Genomic DNA, 20537 nt, shown 5'->3' on the forward strand with positions numbered 1-20537 from the left:
TTAGTATCTTACAACTTTATCTTCTTTTAAGTTATTTATTTTTGATTCGTCATATCCTAAAGTTTTTAATACTTCTATAGTATGTTCCCCTACTTTTGGTGCTGGTGTATAATCTTTTATTCCTTCATTTCTAAACATAACTGGAGTATTAACTAAAACACCTGTATTTCCACTATCATATGTCTTCTTAAATAAGAAGTCATTTGCCCAAGCTTGTTCATCATCTAGTAAATCTTCACAGCTTTGGATTTTTTCAAATGGTAAGTCTGCTTCTTCTAATAAAACTGACCACTCATCTAATGTTTTTTCTAACATAGCTTCTCCAACTATCTTAACTAAATCTTCAATGTGATTAACCATTGAATCTATGTTGTTGTATCTATCATCTTCTAATATATATTCTCTATTTATAACCTTACAGAATTTGCCTAACCACTTATTGTATTGTATTAAAGCTAATTGAATCCATCTTCCATCTTTACATTTATATGTAGTCATTAATGGGCTGTTTGGATTTTCTCTTGATAAAGGCATTTCATTTCCATATTGTGCTGTTGTTATCATTGTTCCCATTCCATATATAGCTGTATGGAAAAGACTTACTGTTACTCTTTCACCTACACCAGTTTTTCCTTTTTTATGTAATGCTGCTAAACTTCCTGCTGCTAATGCTAAACCTGCATAGTGGTCACCAAATCCTGCTGCTGTATTTGCTGGAGATGTCCCTTTTTCCATTACAGATTGGCTAACTCCTCCTCTTGCAAAGTATGCAGTATAGTCAAATCCTGGTTTATCTTTTAAAGGTCCTTTTTCACCATATCCTAATATTTGAGCAAATATTAGTCCTGGATACTTATCTTTTATTTGGTCATAAGCTATACCCATTTTTTCTAATGCTTGAACTCTAACATTAGTTACAAATATGTCTGCTTCTGATATTAATTTATGTAATATTTCTATTCCTTCTTTTGATTTTATATTAATACTTACACCCTTCTTATTTCCATTTTCTAATTCAAACATAGGGTTTTCATCATCTGATGCTGGAGATTTAAATGTTCCACCCATAACTCTTATTCCATCACCTTCTATAGGCTCAACTTTAATAACATCTGCACCCCAGTCACCTAACATTTTTGCACAACATGGTGCTGCGATGAAACTTGAAAGTTCTACTACCTTAACTCCTTCTAAAAGCATAACGTTTTCCTCCTTAATAGTATCAATTATAAAAATTCAATTAAATCACATATAAAGTACTTTTTTCTGATATTAACTATTTGATGTCAAAGTTCCTAATCTTATTGAGATAACTTATAAAATTATTAAAAGTTATAAATGATTATTTTTTATATTTTTTATTGTCTTACACCTATATTGTTAAGCATTTATCGTGCCAACTTTATATTTAAGCAAAATATCGCTTGATTTGAATGTTTTTTAACAATATACAATTGCATTATTAATTTCATATCGTGGCATCATGCAACTCTCCATAGCATTTTGCCATTTTTTTTATGCCTTTAAAAGTTTTTTTTATATATTTTTTTATGAAAAAGCTTGACTTTTCAAAAAAAATTTTCATTGCTAAACTCAAAAACACATGCTATCATTGTAATTAATCAATTGATTAGTTAACTAATTTAAAACTTAGATAATTTTTTAATAATATTTAATCTAAAAAATAACAATTTCTTTGATAAATGTTTAGAGCAATTATTATCTTAAATAAAAAATAACTAAATATCAAAATAACACAGGGAAAACAATTTCAAAACTAAATTTTTAACCTTAAAAATTTTGTATAAAAATATAACCTTATATTGCTACATATTATTTCTAAATGAAAAATTACCATATAATTTAATAATTACAGGAGGGTATTGATATGAAAATACTAGTATTTGGAGCACGCGATTATGAAGAACCAGTAATAAAACAATGGTCTGAAGAACATAAGGATGTTCAAGTGGATATTTATCCTGAAAACATGACTGAAGAAAATGTAGTAAAAGCTAAAGGATATGATGGTATATCTATACAACAAACTAACTATATAGATAACCCTTATATTTATGAAACTTTAAAAGATGCTGGGGTTAAAGTTATAGCTTCAAGAACTGCAGGGATGGACATGATACATTTTGGTTTAGTTAATGAAAATGGACTTATTGTTACAAATGTTCCTTCTTATTCACCTAATGCAATAGCTGAATTAGCTGTTACTCAAGCTATGAACCTTTTGAGAAAGACTCCTTTAGTAAAGAAAAAAGTCTGTGAAGGTGACTATCGTTGGATAGCTGAACTTCTTGGAACAGAAGTTAGATCTATTACAGTTGGTGTTATAGGTACAGGAAAAATAGGTGCTACTTCTGCCAAATTATTCAAAGGCTTAGGAGCTAATGTAATTGCATTTGACCAATATCCAAATAAAGATTTAAATGATATATTAACTTATAAAGATTCTTTAGAAGACCTTCTTAAAGAAGCTGACCTTATAACATTACATACTCCTTTACTTGAAGGAACAAAACATATGATAAATAAAGATACTTTAGCTATAATGAAGGATGGCGCTTACATAGTAAATACTGGTCGTGGTGGTTTAATTAAGACAGGGGACTTAATAGAAGCACTAGAAGCTGGAAAAATAAGAGCTGCTGCCCTTGATACATTTGAAACTGAAGGATTATTCTTAAATAAAAAAATGAACCCAGGTGAATTAACTGACCCAGAAATCAACAAACTTCTTTCTATGGAGCAAGTTATATTTACTCATCACCTTGGATTCTTCACTAGTACAGCGATAGAAAATATAGTTTATTCTAGTTTAAGTAGTGCTGTAGATGTTATAAGCACAGGAACTGCTGCTAATAGAGTAAATTAGTATTTTATAAATATATTTTTTCATTAATTAGCTATTATCTAACAAAATAGCCTTTAATTTCCCAAATATAAGAGAGTCTATTCAATATACATTGAGTATGACTCTCTTATATTATTTTTCTTATTTTATATTATTTGTATACACCTACTATTTGTTATATTTTATATCAAATTTACAACAACCTTTCTAATTATCCTATTAAATTATCCTAATTACAATCTACTTTTCCATCAAAAGACTTTGAATGGGTACAATTCACTTTTTACCAGAAAAATACCAAACAAACTATGAAAATTGTATGATTAATATTAATATATTTATAAGAAAACATTACAAGAATACTAGTTTGGGATTTTTGAGGAGGGATTATATTGGAAAAAATGAATAAAGCTACTTCTAAAAAGACGACCTGTATCGTCACTTCAGCGCTATTTGCGTCTATAATATGTTTGACAATAGCTTATATATTACATATTCCAGTTGGTGGAAACAATGGATATGTTCATATAGGAGATGCCTTTATTTATCTAGCTGCAACTATTTTACCAACAAACTATGCTATAGCAGCCTCTGCAATAGGCGCTGGTCTAGCTGATTTATCTACAGGAGCTGCAATATGGGTAATACCAACTATAATTATAAAGCCAATACTCGTATTATTTTTCACTTCTAAAAGTGACAAGATAATAAATAAACGAAATATAATTGCTTCATTTGTAGCAGGCATAGTAGGTCTAGTTTTATATATGTTTGCTGAGGGAATAATTATTGGAAGCTTTACAAGTGCTTTTGTAATGAGTTTACTTGGTTTGTTACAGCCAATAGGAAGCTTTATTGTGTTTGTACTTCTAGGGATAGCACTTGATAAACTTGATTTTAAAAGACGTTATTTTAACTAAAAACTTAAATTTATGGAGGGAAAATTATGAATATCTTATATACAATTGAAAACAGTATCTATGTAAATATAACTAATACATGTCCATGTAGCTGTGTGTTTTGCATAAGAAATGAAAAAGATGAAGTAGCAAATAGTGGTAGCTTATGGTTAGAACACGAACCAAGTATTAATGAAGTAAAAGAAGCCTTTGACAAATATAATTTAGATGAATATGATGAAATTGTATTTTGTGGATATGGTGAACCACTAATGAGAATAAATGAATTAATAGAAGTTGCTAAATTTGTAAAAGGGAAAAGTAATATCAAAACAAGAATAAATACAAATGGTCTAAGTGATTTAATACACAATAAAAAAACTGCTATTATGTTAAAAGATGTGATAGATGCAGTATCAATAAGTCTTAATGCTCCAAATAAAGAAGCTTATAATAGAGTTACTCAACCAAAGTTTGGAGAAAAATCATTTGACTACATGTTAGATTTTGCAAAAGATTGCAAAGAATATATAAAAGAAGTTGCCTTTTCAGTAGTAGATGAAATATCTCCAGAGGAAATAGAAGAATCTAAACAATTAGCAAAAGAACTTGATATACCACTTAGAGTTAGACATAAAAACTAACAATTATAAATTAGTATTTAAAACCTTAATACAAAGTTGACATATGAAAATAGTTAACTATAGGTGGGTCTTTAAAATAACGTAATAAAATATTATCTATTTAGTTAATGTTTTATTACTTTTAATACCTTTCTTGATAACAGAATCATTCTTTGCTATAACCCACATGTAAGTCAGAAGAAATATGACTATGTCTAACAAGGCCAGAAAACTTTTTAAGAAAATACATAAAAAAGAGAAAAAATATAAAGTAGTAAATTAGAGAAAAAACTTAATAATATTTCCTTTGCCTATGATGGTATGGAAATTATAGTCTGAAGCATCAAAATAATAGAAACAATGAAAAGTCAGAAAATATTAATATATAGTTTGTCTAAAGTCTGAGCTGGTGCAAATTCTCTGCACCAGCTACAACATGTTTTACCCCATCACATTTTTGTTTATCTATCCCTTTATAGACTTTTATCATCTCTCTGATTTATCAATTAAAGCAATAACAACCATCCACCAATTAATATCAGAATTGAACCAGGTATTTTCTCCTTGATATTTTCTTTAAATATAAAGTGAGCAAGTATTAAGGTTATTATCATGGAAACTTGAGAAAATGGTTCTGCTATACTGAGTTCTAAATTATTTAAAGCAATTAATAATGCTAGATAAGAATATCCATTAATAGCACCACTTAAAATTGAAAGTCCCTTCTTATTACTAAATATTTCATAGATTACTCTTTGTTTATTTTTAAATGCTAAAAAGACAAATAGATTTAATCCAACAAAAAAGTAAAGTATCGTTGAATATAGTATAGGAGATACTTGAACATAAAATGCCTTATCTAATACCCTTCCTACTGATTGAAAAAATATGTACAAAAACATCAATCTACATGGTAGATTATTTAGAATGGCAGATGCATTTTTTAATAAAGAACTTACATTTTTTAATATAAATACTCCACCTATCATAATTATAATTCCTGCAACTTTTGCTAAACTAAAACTTTCGCCTAAAAATACAACTGATAAAAGCAATAGAAATAGTGAGTTTAAACTGTTTATTGGAGTTACAAGTGAAACTTCACCAGTTGCTAGAGATGTTACATATGCTACTGACCCAATCGAATAAACTAAGCTACTTATATAGCATGGTATTAAAAAGGACCAATCTCCAACCTTACTCATTATACTAAATGGTAGTAAACATACTCCTCCTATAAAGAAAAATAAAAATGATGAAGCTATATTTTTATAAATATCGCCTTCTTCATCACCTAATAATCTTACAACTACTCTTTCAAAGGCTAACAGCACTACTCTAATTAATAGTGCAAAATAAGATATTATCATTTTTGACCTCACTTAAAAATTAATCTGAATTACTGAATATACTTACTAAATCTCATTATTATAAATCAAATCTACCATATAGGCAAATCTTTTGGGTTTTTCAATATCTTATGTTTAAACACAGGTACCTTAAGCTTTTCCCCTAACTTACGACATTGTTCTTTATAAGTCCCCTTTAATTTATCATGAAAAACTATACCATCAATTCCACCATCAATACTGTCTACACACTTTTCTAATTTTTCAAATCCATCTTCATTATCATACATTCCACTTACAATCCATTGATTTGGTAATACATGCCCAATTGATATATTGTATTCTCCATTTTTTATAATGTCTGAAAAAGAATTTTCAAAGTGAACTCCTCCTACACACAGTAAAGTTTTTATAGGCTCATCACTATCAAATACTCTAATTAGAGACTTCGATAATACTTGTATTGCTGTCTTATTATTAAAACTATTACTATTACTTCCTATCTCAATATCTAACATAGGTACAGAATATTCTGTAATTAATTTAGCTACTTCACCATATGTAGTTCCAGACCAGTGAGTTGCTTCTGTTAATGTAGTGAATTCATCAAGGGAGTTTTCATTTTTTATATCTTCAATTGCATTAATTAAGTTTCTAAAATATTTTGGATTTGAATTTCCAAACTCGCCTGTTGGTACATCTCCAATAGTATGAGCTGTTAGAATATTTTCTGGAGCATTCTCTCCTTCATGCCAATTCACAACTCCTGCAAAATCAAAATCTTTGAAATACTTATTTAAAATTGGCAGATAATATTTATAATCATGACTTATTACATTTTCCGTTTTTACAAACTGGAATAGGTTATTGTTTTTATCTATAAATTCTAATACAAAGTTATCATCAACAATAATATCAGTCTGCTTTAAATCCATTACTTCCTCACAACAGTTAATTACATTTTTAGCCACTGGGTCTTTATCTAAACTATTACAAAAGAAGAAAACTGCTTTTTTGTTATTCATCTATAAATCACACTCCTATTATTTAAATATTATATACTCTCCTACTTAAAATCATCTAAATATTACTATATACTCCATTCAATTATTATACATAATATACTACCATACTTATTTTAGCTACACCTCTCCCTGAGTTTCTATATACATGTGATACATCAGCTTTAAATCTTATAGAATTCCCACTAGATACAATATAATCCTCTCCATTTATTTTAATAGTTATTTCACCACTAAAAACTGTAATAAACTCTTGAGTTCCTGGAAGTTCCGCATTTGAATCCAACGTTCCACCCTCTTCTATCTCAATCATAAATATTTCAAATCTTCTCTTGGAATCAAATGGAAATATAGGATAACTTACATATTTTCCATCATCTTCAATAAAATGGTCTACATCCTTTTTATCAACCAATTCTATCTCACTTTCTTGTCTTTCCATCAATGATGTAAATGATATTTTTAATCCATTCGTTATCTTCTTGATAGTAGATATAGTTGGATTCACTTCACATTTTTCAATTTGAGACAACATACTCTTACTTACTCCACTAAGTTGAGAAATTTTATCTAAGCTAAGATGTTTTTCTTTCCTTATTTTTTTTAAGTTTTCAGCAATTATTTCATTTAAATTCTGCATAAATTCACCTCGACTATACTTATATAATCATAAGTATATTTAATTATTTTATCTAAAGACAGTAACTTATTTTAAAACATTCTAGACAATATACTGTACATTATGTTTAATATATAATACTTTTTTAAGAATGTAAATACTATTCTAAAGTTTTCTTTAAAAATAAGCAAATAAAAAAGCTAGAAGTCTATGTTTTTACAAGACTACTAGCTTTTGCTATCATAAAATTGTATTTTAACTATAAAACTTAGATGCTCCTATCAGTTGTCTTTTGGAAACAATCTTAGCTAGATTAGCTAATGAAGATATTTTTATATCCTTAAAAGAAACTAAAAATACAAACTTAAAATCAGTGAATTCTTGATTTATATTATATATATCAAAATAGCATCTCAAATTATCAAATAGGTAATTTTCTTGCAAATCTGCTTCTATTTCATCAGTAGCATCTTTTAAATATGCTCTTACATCTTCAAATAAGACATTGAAATAAGACTCATCTATTTCCTCACCCAATTCTTCTAATATTTCTTCTATATCTAAATCATCCATATCAAAAGAATTTCCTGTCAATTGACAATCAAACACCAATATATTCTCCTGATTTATAGTATTTGATATATCTTGTACATATTCAAAGTCTGGACGTAATTCTAAAATGTCTTTTATCTCACTACTCTTTACATGAATTTTTCCTTTTCTGTTTTCTAGTTTTAAATCTATCATATGCTCCCCCTTTCAAATTATAAGTCTTTTAATTACTTTCTTCTATAATCTTTTTAATATCTATCCAGTTATTAACTCTAATTATGTTTTGATGTTCAATATCTTTATTATAGTTAGTATCTAAAAGTATTACTTTAACACCTGCATCAGCCAATTGGACTGAGTTTAAAGGGTTATCTTCTATAAATATATCACAACTCAGTTCTCTTGCCTTTTCAACTTTATAATCACTTCCTAATAAGTAAACATCTATATCTAAAATTCCTTGTCTAATTAACCAGTTTTTAGTTACATCAGTTAAACACTCATGTCTAGCTGTTACAAAAGATAAATTATGCCCCTTAGATAATTCCTCTATTACTTCAATAGCTCCTTCTACAATTTCTGCTTCATCATATGAATGTACATACTTATCATTAAATTCTGAATATACATCCCTTATTCCTGAACCATATAATTCTTCCCAATTGTGAGTTATACACTCTGACTCTGTAATATTTTTATTGAAGATATCATTTAGGTATGGAAGAAAATGATAAGGGCTAGTTATTGTTCCATCTATATCAATACATATATTTAATTTGTTCATTTTTACCTCCATGTAACATTTATTGATTTTATTAATCAAATATTATAGCACAGCTTTAATTATAAATCAAAATCATATATATGACTATACCTATATAATACCAAAAAGCTTGCATATTTAAGCAAGCTTTTTGTAAATTTTACATTTTCAACTAATATATAAGTTTTTCTAAAGTTGGTTCTACTCCAAATTGTGTTTTTAGTTCTCTATATTCATTTAATGCTTTTTCATTATTTGTTTTAGTTTTTATTGCTCTTATCATTAAATTTTTTGGTGTATCTAATGGGGATATGTATTCTACCACAGAAGTATCGTATCCATTTCCTTCTAGCAATAACGTTCTTAAACCATCAGTTATTAAGTCTGCAAATCTAGCTTTAAATACTCCATGTTTTAATATTGGTTCCATAGCTTCATATTTATATTGTCCTAATAACTCCTTATGACAGCATGGTACTACTACTATAGCTTCTGATTTTGCTCTAATTCCTAATCCTATAGCCATATCTGTTGCTGTATCACAAGCATGTAAGCTTATTACAAGGTCAACATCTCTATTAGGTGTATAATTAGTTAAATCCTCTTTTATAAATGACATATTTTTATAGCCTAAGTTTTTAGCCATCTTCTTTGACGCTTCTATAACTACATCTGAATAATCTATTCCTATAAAATAACAGTTTTTCTTTAATACTTCTTTTATATAGAAATTTAGTACAAAACTTAGATATGATTTACCACAAGCACAATCTAATATTGTTATACAGTCTTTGTCTTTTATTTCTTTTAAAATATTGTCTATAAGCTCCACAAAGTGGTCTATTTGATTATACTTTCTTATTTTATCATTTTTTATTTTACCATCTTTTGTAAGTACTCCAATTTCTTTTAAAAGTGCATTTGCTTGTCCTACTTTTACATAGTACTCTCTGTTTTTTATTTGAGATGCTGTAAATTCATCTATTTTCGGTACTTCTTCTTTATTATCTAGATACTTTACATTTACTTTTTTATTGTCTCCTTCTATTACGACAATAGTACCTCTTTCAATATATCTAAACACTAGCCCATCATAATTTTCCGCTTCTTTAGATATATTTTTTAACAATTCACTAAATGTATGTAACTCTGACTTGCCTTTAAAATTAAATTTGTACTTACCTTCTTCTTCTATTGCAATTCCTTTAAATTCTTTTCTTCCTGATTTAAAAACTACTTCTAATTCAATAAAAAAATCTTCATTTTCAAGGTTTCTCTGAGTAATCCCCATAAAAAACATATTTAGTTTTCCTATACTCTGCTTATTCATACCAATCTCCCTTTTAACTTATCTCTTTAACTCTTAATCAATAGTATTTGACCCATCTATTTCTTCATTTAAATCATTCAATCTATTTTTAAAACTTTCTATCTGCTTATCTGATAAATCAAGATACTCAGTTATCTTGCCTATATATTTAGGACTTTTAGTATTTATTAATTTTAAGGCACTATCCATGGACTTTTGTCTAAGTTCATACGCCTTTTTTACATCATCTCTAGCACTACTTAATACCTTTGTATATTCATCCTTAGAAAGTTCTGGGATTTGCATATTATCATATTCTTCTATAACTTCTTTACACTTATTTCTAGCATTTGTAACATCTTTTTTTATACTAGATAATTTAGTTATATTTTTTGCAATATCCTTAGTATAAGGTATACATTCTCTCATTGGTACTAAAGCTACTCTTTCTATATTATAAATTTCTTTCTTGAAAATTCCTATACTTTCTAGGTCTATTTTTTTTATATCTTCACTATCATTTTCTTTACTTGTATAAGTATCTTTGTTTTCTCCAGTATTTACTTGTTTTTCTGATTCACTATTTGTTGAAGTATTTCTTTCTAAATCATTATTCTTTGTTACATCTTTTTGATTTTCTTCTTTATTATTTTCTGTACTTTGTGTATTTTTCTCTTGCTTATTATCTACTTTTTTGTTGTTTGATTCTTTGCTATTTTTTTTATCTTGTTTTAAATCTTCTTCTTCTTTTTCATTAAAATTTGATACATATTTCTCATCATATGTCTCATCAGAAATATAATTATGATAATACATAGATTCTTTTATCTTATTAAGTCCACTCATATAGATGTTACTTATCATTATTGTTGTAGCTAATACTACATAAATACTACTGTAGATACAAGACCTCTTAAAATTTTTGTAATTTCTGAATATTACTATCAAAGGAATAAGATATAAAAATATAAAAACTAATATCCACCTCATAAATCGTGTCTCCTTTCTCAAAACCGAAATCCCTCAAATATTTATTTTTAATCATGTATCTTATAGTATTTACCAATTTATGTTTTTTAATCGTGAACTTTTATTAAATTAAATTCTGTATAATCACAAGATGCTAATATATATTCAACTCCATTTCTAATTCCTTTTAGACCCATTTTAAAAGACTCTTTACCATGCAAGTGACCATAAATCACCTTTTCAACATTATATTCTTCAAATAATTTTGTAAATAAAGACTCCTCTAATCTATCATTTGTAGGAGGATAATGAGTGATTACTATTATTTTGGAATAACCTTTTTTACGGGCAGACTCTAATGACAGCCTTAATCTATTTTCTTCTCTTCTATAAACTTTTTCATCCGTCTCATCAAATTTAACATCATTGGGACATATCCAACCTCTACCTCCACAAATTGCATACTCTCTATATTCATAGAAATTTGTTTGAATAAAACGCATATTTTCATATAGCTTATTCAAACTTGTAACTGTTGTCCACCAATAGTCATGATTTCCCTTTATAAGTATTTTTTTACCTGGAAGTTCATTTATTATATCTAAGTCTTTTTTAGCTTCTGATAAATTAATTCCCCAAGATGTATCTCCTAATACTAATACTACATCTTCTTCTGTAACAACTTCTTTCCAATTATCTATAATCTTTTTTTCATGACAATCCCAATTACTGCCAAAGATATTCATTGGCTTATTTACTGATGTTGAAAAATGTAAATCACCTATTGCATATAAACTCATAACATCATTCCTTCCTTGATTAAACTAAATAGGCTGTCTCTTCTTAGAAATTATTTTCCATTAAGAGGCAGCCCCATTAATATTTAGTAAATTTTCTCTATAAGTAGCTTTATTGAACCACTCTATCATCTACCTTGTTATCCTTATATTGCTCTAATAACATATCTATTTCTTGTTTTAATTCTAAAATTTCGGTTATGTTTTTGTCTGTTTCAGTTCTATCCAACTTTCTTTGATACTGCATAGCTTTATGTGTATCACCTAAGTCATATAACTCTTGTATTCTATTTAGAGTGTCTCTAATTGCTATAGACTTCATTTGATACATAGCCTGAGCTTTCATTATATCCTCTCTTATTTCACTCATTTCTTGGTCTAAGAGAAACGCAGCATCAGATGCTCTTCTAAGTCTTTCTGCTAGAGTCTCAGGTATGTAATGGTCATATTTATATTTTAATGAATGTTCTATTGTAGCCCAGAAATTCATTGCAAGAGTTCTTATTTGTATTTCACATATAATTTCTTTTGAGCCCGCAATTGAGTTTATAGGATATTTTATTATAACATGATAGCTTCTATAACCACTATCTTTGTAGTTTGTAATATAATCTTTTTCTCCTATTATAGTCATATCATTTCTTACTTTTATCAAATCAACTATATAATATATATCTTCAACAAACTGGCACATTATTCTTATACCAGCAATATCATCAATTTCAGTTTCTATATCTTTCGCATTTAGCCTTTTTAACTTAGATATTATGGAAGATATTTTTTTTGTCCTTCCTGTGACAAATTCTATGGGAGAATACTCGCCTTTTGCTAAGTATTCTTTTCTTATATTTTTAAATTTTATTTTCAATTCTTCTACTGCATGTTCATAAGGTGCTAGTATTTCATTCCATTTTTCGTATTCCATATTGCTCACCCTTTATTTGTTTTTTATGACCTTCTTTATTTTATCATAATTTATTTTGTTTTTGTATAGTAAAGCAATTCTCCATCTTCTAAGATATACCCTATTTCGTCTAAATCAATTAGGTAACTTATAACAGATATCAATGAAGATTTAAAAAAATGATACTCTTTATAATTATTGCTTAAATTATTGTTATTTATAATATTTTTTAGTAAAATTTCTAAAGATTTTGGTTTTTCAAGTAATTGTCTTATTTGGTATAAATATTTCTCTAAAGCATTCAAATGCTTTTCTATTAATTTATAAGCATCTTCTTTTGATATCACTTGTTTTCCATGTCCCAAAACCAAATACTCAAAATCTATACCTTTTAACTTTTCTAACGAGTTCATTTGCTCTTGTATATCATATAAAAATAAGAAATCGAATTTTGATAGAATTTCATCTCCTATCAAAAGGTCTCCCACAAAAATCACCTTATCTTTAGTTAAAACAGCTATACTTCCAGGTGTATGTCCCTGAAATTCAATTATATCAAACATTTCATTATTTAGTTCCAGCCTACCTGCATCTATAGTTTTATCTATTTCTATATCATCTAACATTTTACTTTTTAAAATACTATCCATAAATATATTGCTTTTCCCCCCAACAATATACTTTGAAAATAATTCTGGGTTTTCTATATATAACTTATCGTATTTTGATGACATTACGCACACATCTTTATAGTATTCTTTAAATTGATTACATGCCCCATAGTGGTCATCATGACCATGAGTGTTTATAATATATCTAACTTGTATTTTATTTTCATCTAATACTTTGGTTACTCTTCTTGGCCTCGAACCACATAATCCTGGGTCTATCATAAGTGCTGTATTATCCTCAAACACATATATTCCTGTATTTGTACCACCTTTTATAAAAAAAGTATTTCCTTTTACTTTTGTTAGATTCACCATCTTCACCTCATTTTGACAATATTTATACTACAAGTTATTATTTATTTAATATAAGACTCTAGTAGAATAAGTCTTTTTATTCTATTAATAGTTCTTTTTTTTATTTTCGGTTCTTTAGATATCCTTATTTTTACATTATATGCTAAATCTCTGTAAAATAGCGATTCTATAAGATATTCAACTATGCCTCTATCCTTAAAATCTATATCTATAATGCTATTAGAATATAGTTTTGAATCTAGTATCATAAGTTCATCAAAAAAGCTTAATCTCTCAGATTTACTCAAATAATCTTTACTTGGAATAAAGCTTTCACAATAATCTATTCTATAATTTACCACTTCATCATTTATTTCAAATCCATGTTGTCTCTTCATCAAGTCTTTATAAGCATTATTTTTCTTAGTCACATTATCTAGATTTTTGTTATAGTCCTCTTTCTTCCAATGTCCAAATAATCTACAATTTAGTGGTCTGACTTCATATATTAAACACCTATTATTATCATCTTTGAATGGACATGAATTTTTTTTAGAATACTCTTCAAAATAATAGTCTACTATTTTAATTATACATCTTCTTCTTAAATCCGCTCTATCTTCAAGATAACAAAATATATTCAAAAACTCAATTAAATTTATACCTACCGATTCCATACAACAATTACCACAACCAGAACAATTTCCAGTTGGTAAAGATTCATATACATCATTTAATTTATTAAAGAGCTTATTTTTAGTGGAATAATCTATACAATTTAAAATATCTTTATTTTTTATACTAGTCATTATTATTACTCCTTGTTATAATTATTAAGTTAATACAAACAATTATTATAACATATTTTTTAAATTTAATCGCATGAGGAGGCGTTTTATGAATAGATATACAAAAATCATTAATATGATGGGAAGTTACTATACAAAAGACTTTGAAAAAGAAAAAAAGAATGTAATAAAAGTTAGAGAAGTTAAAGAGGATACTGTCAGAAAATTTTTCTTACAAGGTGACTGTGAAGTTCTAGTAGTATTTGAAGATACTGGCAAAGAAATCCTTATTGACGATTTTTCTCCTGAAGAAGATATCAAAAAATACTTAGGAGTAAAATTTATAAATAAAAAAAGATAGTTATTAAAACTAAACATCTAAATTAAATTTTAATAACTACAAGTTATTATTATATGCTTTCATAATTAAAAGTTATCTTTTATCTCTTTTTTAGACTTTAAGATAGCTTTTTTTCTATTTTTTTGTAAAATAATTCCATAATACACACTAATATTTCACAAAATGATATAATATAACAAATAGATAAATTTTTTAAGTTTCTTAATACTTAATATTTTGCGAGGTGATTTTATGCAAATTTATTTTAGAGTTAAAGCTGTTGGCAAACGTAGACCTATGCTAGAACTTACCCCCTTTGATTTATCTGACAACATCAATTGCCTAAAAGAGGCTATCTCTGAAATTGTATCTAAAAATGTTCTTGAATATAATGAAAAGACCCCAGAAAAATCAATAATAAACTTTTTAACTAGTGAAGATATTGAGTCTCAAGCTACCATTGGAAAAGTTGGATTCGGCTCTATCTACAATGAAAACAAACAATCTATAGAAAAAGCTATAGAAGTTGCACTACAAGCATTTGAAGATGGAATCTATAAAGTTCTTATAAACGAAGATGTTATTGAAGAACTCAATTCTCCTATAAATTTAAAAGATAGTGATATATTCACTTTTATAAGACTCACTCTACTTGCTGGAAGGATGTTTTAAAATAAATAAATTGGAGGTACATAAATGTCAGAACGTACTAGAGTAGAAAAAAATCCTAAAATAATTGAAGATTTTAAAAACAATCTTACTAAATCTTCTTCAAAACCATATTACGATTTAACTGAAGCTCTTTGGGATTGTGTAAAAGACGAATCATACTATTATGATGTAAAAGATGAAAATAAATTCTTAGATATGATAAAAAAATACTATAATTGTTATTACTATGAAATTGAAAGTGTAGACACATTACTTTCTGGCCCTTTAAAAAATGCTTTAGAATTAATGTTTACTTCTGAGCAAGTAGAAGAACTTTGCCAATTAATTAAAAGAAAAATGAATTATACATATTCAGGAGGATACTATCGTAAAGGGTATCGCTCAAATAAACTTAAAGATTATTTTAGAAGTATAATTAGGCTTATTTCACATTATGTGAGTTTGATATATTACGATTTTTCTGTATTAGATTATCTTACACTTCCAGATAAAGTTCTTCAATATGATTATATAATGAGTGATAAAATCGCATTAGAAATAGATAATGGAAATGATGATGTAATCAATGCTTTAGAAGAAGTAATTTTTGGAGAAAATCAAACTGCCCTACTTACTAGACAAATGATAATTGGTATTATGAAAAGTCATAGTGAAAAATGCTATGAAATGCTTTCTAAACTTCTTTTGGCTGCTAAGCAACAAGAAGGTCTTAGACAACAAATTGTAGAAAGCCTAGACGAAGGTACAATTCCTGCTTCTGTCTATATGTTAAAAACTATCCTAGACAACAATTTAGAAAGATTTAGTTCTGTTATAAGAGCTTTAGATACATGGACAGGGCTTGGTTTTTCAGACCAAAAACCTGGAATAATTCGTAAGTGCTTAGAACTTTCATATAAATCATTGACTGATAAAGAGTTTTGTATAGAGTCAATTAACAGTAAGGATAACCTTGAAATTTATTTTAGTTTATGGGCAGCTGCAACTTACAATATCTATGATTCATACACTCTTATTGAAAAATTGCTTTCATATGATGAAAAGTACAAAAAACTTGTAGCTCTTTACTTCTTATCAAATACAGAAAGTACATATTTTAAACACTCTGTTGCATCTAAAAATATTAAAGGCGACGATTTAGAGATACTTGCATGGGTAGTTAGAAATTTCTATGTAGAAAGTTCTGTTGGTTACTACTATAATTGGCAAAACCAAAAAGTTGATTTTGACTTATCAAATTCTCCTATTGATGAGGACTTTGATGCTAGAAAGGAACAATTTGAAAATCTAAAACATACTTTAGAACTTTTAAATTCAAAAACTAAGGAATTTTCTGGCAGTGTATTTCCATGGTCTTGGGTCGAAATTTCTTCTTACAGTATCCTTAGATGCATGATGACATTAACAGCATATGATATGAATACTCAATTTATGGATGTTCTAATGGACAACTATCTTCTTATGAGTTCTGATTTAAGAGCTTCATTTATAGCTAATTTTATAAATGAGCCAAAAACAGATAAACAACGTAGTTTCTTATTAGAATGTTTGAGCGATAAGAGTGTTTCTAATAGAGAAATTGTATTAAGTTTACTTAAAGAACTTGACTTATCAGATGTAGAGTTAGACAGAATAAACAACTTACTTACTTTAAAAACAAGCTCTATCAGACAAACAGTAATAAAGATTTTACTTGAACAAGATGATTTAAAACTAGAAAATATTGCTTCTTCTCTAATAAAATCTTCAAATTCGCAAAAATGTCTTGGAGGACTTGAAATTGTAAACTTATTAAAAGACAATACTGATAGACAAGAACTATACAATAAACTTATTTCATTAGTGGAAAGTGTTGATAAGTCTAAAAAGAATACATCTCAAGTTCAGATATTAATTGATAATTTATTAGGTAAAGCAAAAAATGATTATTGTAAAGAAAATGGATTTGGGATATACAATCCTGAAAATAAGGTTCAAATTCCTAAACAATTTGATTTTAAATACGATTCCTCTACTCCATCAAAACTTAATAAGATTATTTCCAATTTAAGCTTATCTTCTAATGAGGATTCTGTTTCTATATCAACTAAAAAAGAAGCTAAGAAGATTCTCGATGTAGATATAAATAAAATATTAAAAGTATATGAAAAATTTGATGAACTTATTATTGAAAATGCAGATTATGAGTATGAGGTTGAGAGATGGTCAGGTAATATGGATAAAATACTTTTAGGTTACTCTACATATAATCTAACTCCTATTAAACATATAACTGGAAATAATAAGGATACTATTGATAATTATCCATTAGCTGAACTTTGGAGAGAAACTAGTAAGAAACTTAATTTAGATTATAAAATAATCCTTGATATTTTATTTTATAGCATACGCTCATGCTCTTATCATGAAATAGAAAAAAGTTGGTTTTCATCTATATACTCAAATGTCCTTGATGAAAAAAAACAAAAAAAATTATATACAAAATTAGATAAATTAAAATTTGATGTTCTTACAAGAAAAATACTTGCAGTATTACTAAATGAATTTGACCAGAAAGAAATGTTTGAATACTGTTTAGATACATACTACAAACTTAGAAACCTATTAACTACTGAACAATGTAAAAAGCAAAGAGTTGAGTTTACTAAAAACTACTATAGACAAAATGAATACTGCCCTGCTTTAGATGCACCAATTTTAAACTATTGGCTTGGAAAAGCACATTCATTTATTTATGATGATATTTCTTTTACTAAGTTCTTCTATACTACATTTGCAAATTATCAACTTTTAGAATATAAATTCCCATTTTATACTAATATAGATATATTTGCTCGTGCATATGAATTGGGATTAATGACTGAGGAACAAATCAATCGAGAAATTGTAACTGGATACAATGCAACAAATATAATACGAATTTTGACAAATCCTAGATGGGGTGGTGATACATTAGAAAAATATCCATGGCTTGAAAACAATATAAAAACAGTTACAAGTAGAATTATAGAAATCGAATCACGTAGGGGTGATATGCCAACAGAAGTTTCTCATCTAGCTGATAATATACAACATTTTGAGGGTATGAATTATTTCGTAAATATCTTAGTTGCTCTTGGTAAAGAAACTTTCCAAAGAGGATATTCATATGGTAGTAATTATTCAAAAAAAGATGTTTTGAGTTCTCTACTTAAAAATTGTTATCCTACTAAAGAAGATAATTCTAAAGAATTAAAAAAATTACTTAAAACTACTGATATTACTGAATTAAGATTAATAGAAGCTGCTATGTATGCTCCTCAATGGGTAAATATAATTGAAAAATGTTTAAACTGGAAAGGTTTAAAGAGTACAATTTGGTATTTCCATGCACATATAAATGAAGGCTTCTCTGCTCAAAAAGAATCAGAAGTTGCTCTATTCTCTCCTATATCACCACAGAGTTTCATGGATGGAGCATTTGATGTGGATTGGTTTTTAGATTCATATAAAACTATTGGAGAAGAAAGATTCAATCTCCTTTACAAATCAGCTAAATACATAACTAGTGGTGGAAACTCTCACAGACGTGCACAACTTTATGCTGATGCTACACTTGGAAAACTTGATAAAGATATGCTGATGAAAGAAATTGAAACAAATAGAAATCAAGATAAATTGAGAAGTTTCTCTTTACTTCCTATGAAAAAAGGAGACCTTAAAGAAGCAACTTTCCGTTATGAATTTATTCAAAAGTTTGCTAAAGAAAGTAAACAATTTGGTGCACAACGTCGTGAAAGTGAATCAAAGGCTTGTGCTATAGCAATGGAAAACTTAGCTAGAAGTGCTGGTTTTGAAGATATCAATCGTATGATGTGGGCTCTTGAAACGGAAAAACTAAATGAGGTTGCTCATATATTTAAACCAAAGAATATTGATGGAACTTCACTTTGGATAGATGTTGATGAAAAAGGAAAAACATCTATAAAAGTCCAAAAAGGTGATAAGACTTTAAAAAGTGTACCAAAAGCTCTTGCAAAACATCCATATGTACTTGAACTTAAATCAGTACAAAGAGATTTAAAAAGTCAGTATTCTCGTGCAAAACAAAGTTTAGAGCAAGCTATGAAAAATGAAACAGTATTTACAGTTAAGGAAATCTCCAATATTTATAAAAACCCAGTTATTTGTCCTTTGATTAAGAATCTAGTGTGGGTGTGCGATGATAATATTGGATATGTTTATAATGATAAGTCTAAGTTCTTTATTTGCAATATAGAGGGCGAGACTTCTAAATTAACAGCAAAAAATAAATTAAAACTTGCACATCCGGTTCATCTTTTTGAATCTGGTAAATGGAGTGAATTCCAACATGACTTATTTAATAAGCAAATTGTTCAGCCATTTAAGCAAGTATTTCGCGAGTATTATAGAATAAATAGTGATGAATTATCTGAAAAAACTATATCTCGTAGATATGCTGGACACCAAATCCAGCCAAAGAAAACTGTAGCACTTCTTAGAAATCAGCTTTGGACTGTTGATTATGAAGAAGGTTTACAAAAAGTGTTTTATAAAGAAAATATAGTAGCAAAAATGTTTGCACTTGCTGATTGGTTTTCGCCAGCAGACATTGAGCCACCTACTATTGAAACAGTAGAATTCTTTGATAGAAAAACTTATAAAAGCTTAGAATTGGCTTCAATACCTCCAATTTTATTTTCAGAAGTTATGCGTGATATAGACCTCGTTGTAAGTGTCGCTCATGCTGGTGGTGTTGACCCTGAAACAAGCAATTCTACTGTAGAGATGCGTATAGCAATTGCTAAAGAATTGCTATTATTGTTAAAGATTAAAAATGTCAATTTTGAAGGGTCTCATGCTCTTATAGCAGGCAATTTAGGTGAGTATTCTGTACATATGGGTTCTGGTATTGTACATAAAAAAGGAATGGGTGCTTTAAATATACTTCCTGTACATTCTCAAAGTAGAGGAAAGATATTCCTTCCTTTTGCTGATGAAGACCCTAAGACTGCTGAGATTATGTCTAAAATCTTATTACTTGCTGAAGATAATAAGATTAAAGACCCTAGTATTTTAAGCAACTTATAAATATAAGAT

Annotated in this window: 18 protein-coding genes; 6 read left to right on the forward strand and 12 right to left on the reverse strand. The window is 27.7% G+C overall.

All coding sequences use genetic code 11. From position 1 onward, the window contains the following. Positions 1-1200 (reverse strand): isocaprenoyl-CoA:2-hydroxyisocaproate CoA-transferase HadA, encoded by a 1200-nt coding sequence (gene hadA / locus IC219_RS17880; RefSeq protein WP_227435459.1) that lies wholly within the window; start codon positions 1198-1200, stop codon positions 1-3. Positions 1201-1888: 688 nt separating this feature from the next. Between hadA and IC219_RS17885 the strand changes: the two genes are divergently transcribed. From IC219_RS17885 to IC219_RS17895, 3 genes are all read left to right on the forward strand, one after another. Beyond that, positions 1889-2887, forward strand: a complete 999-nt coding sequence (locus IC219_RS17885; RefSeq protein ID WP_227435461.1) for a D-2-hydroxyacid dehydrogenase — start codon at positions 1889-1891, stop codon at positions 2885-2887. Between the two features lie 371 nt (positions 2888-3258). Next, a complete protein-coding gene (locus tag IC219_RS17890) occupies positions 3259-3786 on the forward strand; it encodes a TIGR04002 family protein (RefSeq protein ID WP_227435465.1) in 528 nt (175 codons plus the stop codon). 26 nt (positions 3787-3812) lie between these two features. Beyond that, on the forward strand, positions 3813-4409 hold the full coding sequence (locus IC219_RS17895) for a TIGR04100 family radical SAM protein (protein ID WP_227435467.1): 597 nt from the start codon (positions 3813-3815) through the stop codon (positions 4407-4409). Positions 4410-4894: 485 nt separating this feature from the next. On the opposite strand, the gene IC219_RS17900 is transcribed toward IC219_RS17895, so the two are convergent. From IC219_RS17900 to IC219_RS17950, 11 genes are all read right to left on the reverse strand, one after another. Next, positions 4895-5758 carry an EamA family transporter gene (locus tag IC219_RS17900; protein WP_227831689.1) on the reverse strand — a complete coding sequence of 288 codons (864 nt, stop codon included), beginning with the start codon at positions 5756-5758 and terminating at the stop codon, positions 4895-4897. A 71-nt stretch (positions 5759-5829) separates the two neighbouring features. Next, entirely contained in the window at positions 5830-6762 is a 933-nt protein-coding gene (locus IC219_RS17905) for a D-aminoacyl-tRNA deacylase (RefSeq protein ID WP_227831690.1), read from the reverse strand. Between the two features lie 85 nt (positions 6763-6847). Continuing rightward, positions 6848-7399 carry a helix-turn-helix domain-containing protein gene (locus IC219_RS17910; protein WP_227435472.1) on the reverse strand — a complete coding sequence of 184 codons (552 nt, stop codon included), beginning with the start codon at positions 7397-7399 and terminating at the stop codon, positions 6848-6850. Positions 7400-7633: 234 nt separating this feature from the next. After that, entirely contained in the window at positions 7634-8125 is a 492-nt protein-coding gene (locus tag IC219_RS17915; protein WP_054272357.1) for a hypothetical protein, read from the reverse strand. Positions 8126-8153: 28 nt separating this feature from the next. Further along, entirely contained in the window at positions 8154-8714 is a 561-nt protein-coding gene (locus IC219_RS17920) for a 5' nucleotidase, NT5C type (RefSeq protein WP_227831691.1), read from the reverse strand. Between the two features lie 151 nt (positions 8715-8865). Next, positions 8866-10023 (reverse strand): class I SAM-dependent methyltransferase, encoded by a 1158-nt coding sequence (locus IC219_RS17925; RefSeq protein WP_227435477.1) that lies wholly within the window; start codon positions 10021-10023, stop codon positions 8866-8868. 33 nt (positions 10024-10056) lie between these two features. Then, positions 10057-10992: an MSCRAMM family adhesin SdrC gene (locus tag IC219_RS17930; protein ID WP_227483385.1), complete on the reverse strand. Its 936-nt coding sequence runs from the start codon at positions 10990-10992 to the stop codon at positions 10057-10059. Between the two features lie 86 nt (positions 10993-11078). Beyond that, positions 11079-11771 (reverse strand): metallophosphoesterase, encoded by a 693-nt coding sequence (locus IC219_RS17935; RefSeq protein WP_227831692.1) that lies wholly within the window; start codon positions 11769-11771, stop codon positions 11079-11081. A 109-nt stretch (positions 11772-11880) separates the two neighbouring features. Further along, positions 11881-12693, reverse strand: a complete 813-nt coding sequence (locus IC219_RS17940; protein ID WP_227435483.1) for a GTP pyrophosphokinase family protein — start codon at positions 12691-12693, stop codon at positions 11881-11883. Positions 12694-12743: 50 nt separating this feature from the next. Next, the gene (locus tag IC219_RS17945) at positions 12744-13655 is read right to left on the reverse strand and encodes an MBL fold metallo-hydrolase (RefSeq protein WP_413926965.1); all 912 of its coding nucleotides are present in this window, start codon (positions 13653-13655) and stop codon (positions 12744-12746) included. A gap of 44 nt (positions 13656-13699) precedes the next feature. Beyond that, entirely contained in the window at positions 13700-14446 is a 747-nt protein-coding gene (locus IC219_RS17950) for a YkgJ family cysteine cluster protein (RefSeq protein WP_227435487.1), read from the reverse strand. Positions 14447-14534: 88 nt separating this feature from the next. On the opposite strand from IC219_RS17950, the gene IC219_RS17955 reads away from it, so the two are divergent. The 3 genes from IC219_RS17955 to IC219_RS17965 all read left to right on the forward strand — a co-directional run bounded on the left by IC219_RS17955 (position 14535) and on the right by IC219_RS17965 (position 20528). Continuing rightward, positions 14535-14786, forward strand: coding sequence for a hypothetical protein (locus IC219_RS17955; protein ID WP_227435489.1), 252 nt, complete (start codon positions 14535-14537; stop codon positions 14784-14786). Between the two features lie 231 nt (positions 14787-15017). Continuing rightward, a complete protein-coding gene (locus tag IC219_RS17960; RefSeq protein ID WP_227831694.1) occupies positions 15018-15437 on the forward strand; it encodes a hypothetical protein in 420 nt (139 codons plus the stop codon). 24 nt (positions 15438-15461) lie between these two features. Then, the gene (locus IC219_RS17965) at positions 15462-20528 is read left to right on the forward strand and encodes a DUF4132 domain-containing protein (protein ID WP_227831695.1); all 5067 of its coding nucleotides are present in this window, start codon (positions 15462-15464) and stop codon (positions 20526-20528) included. The last annotated feature ends 9 nt before the right edge of the window (positions 20529-20537 follow it).

It is taken from the genome of Clostridioides sp. ES-W-0018-02, assembly GCF_020658175.1.
Lineage (GTDB): Bacteria > Bacillota > Clostridia > Peptostreptococcales > Peptostreptococcaceae > Clostridioides.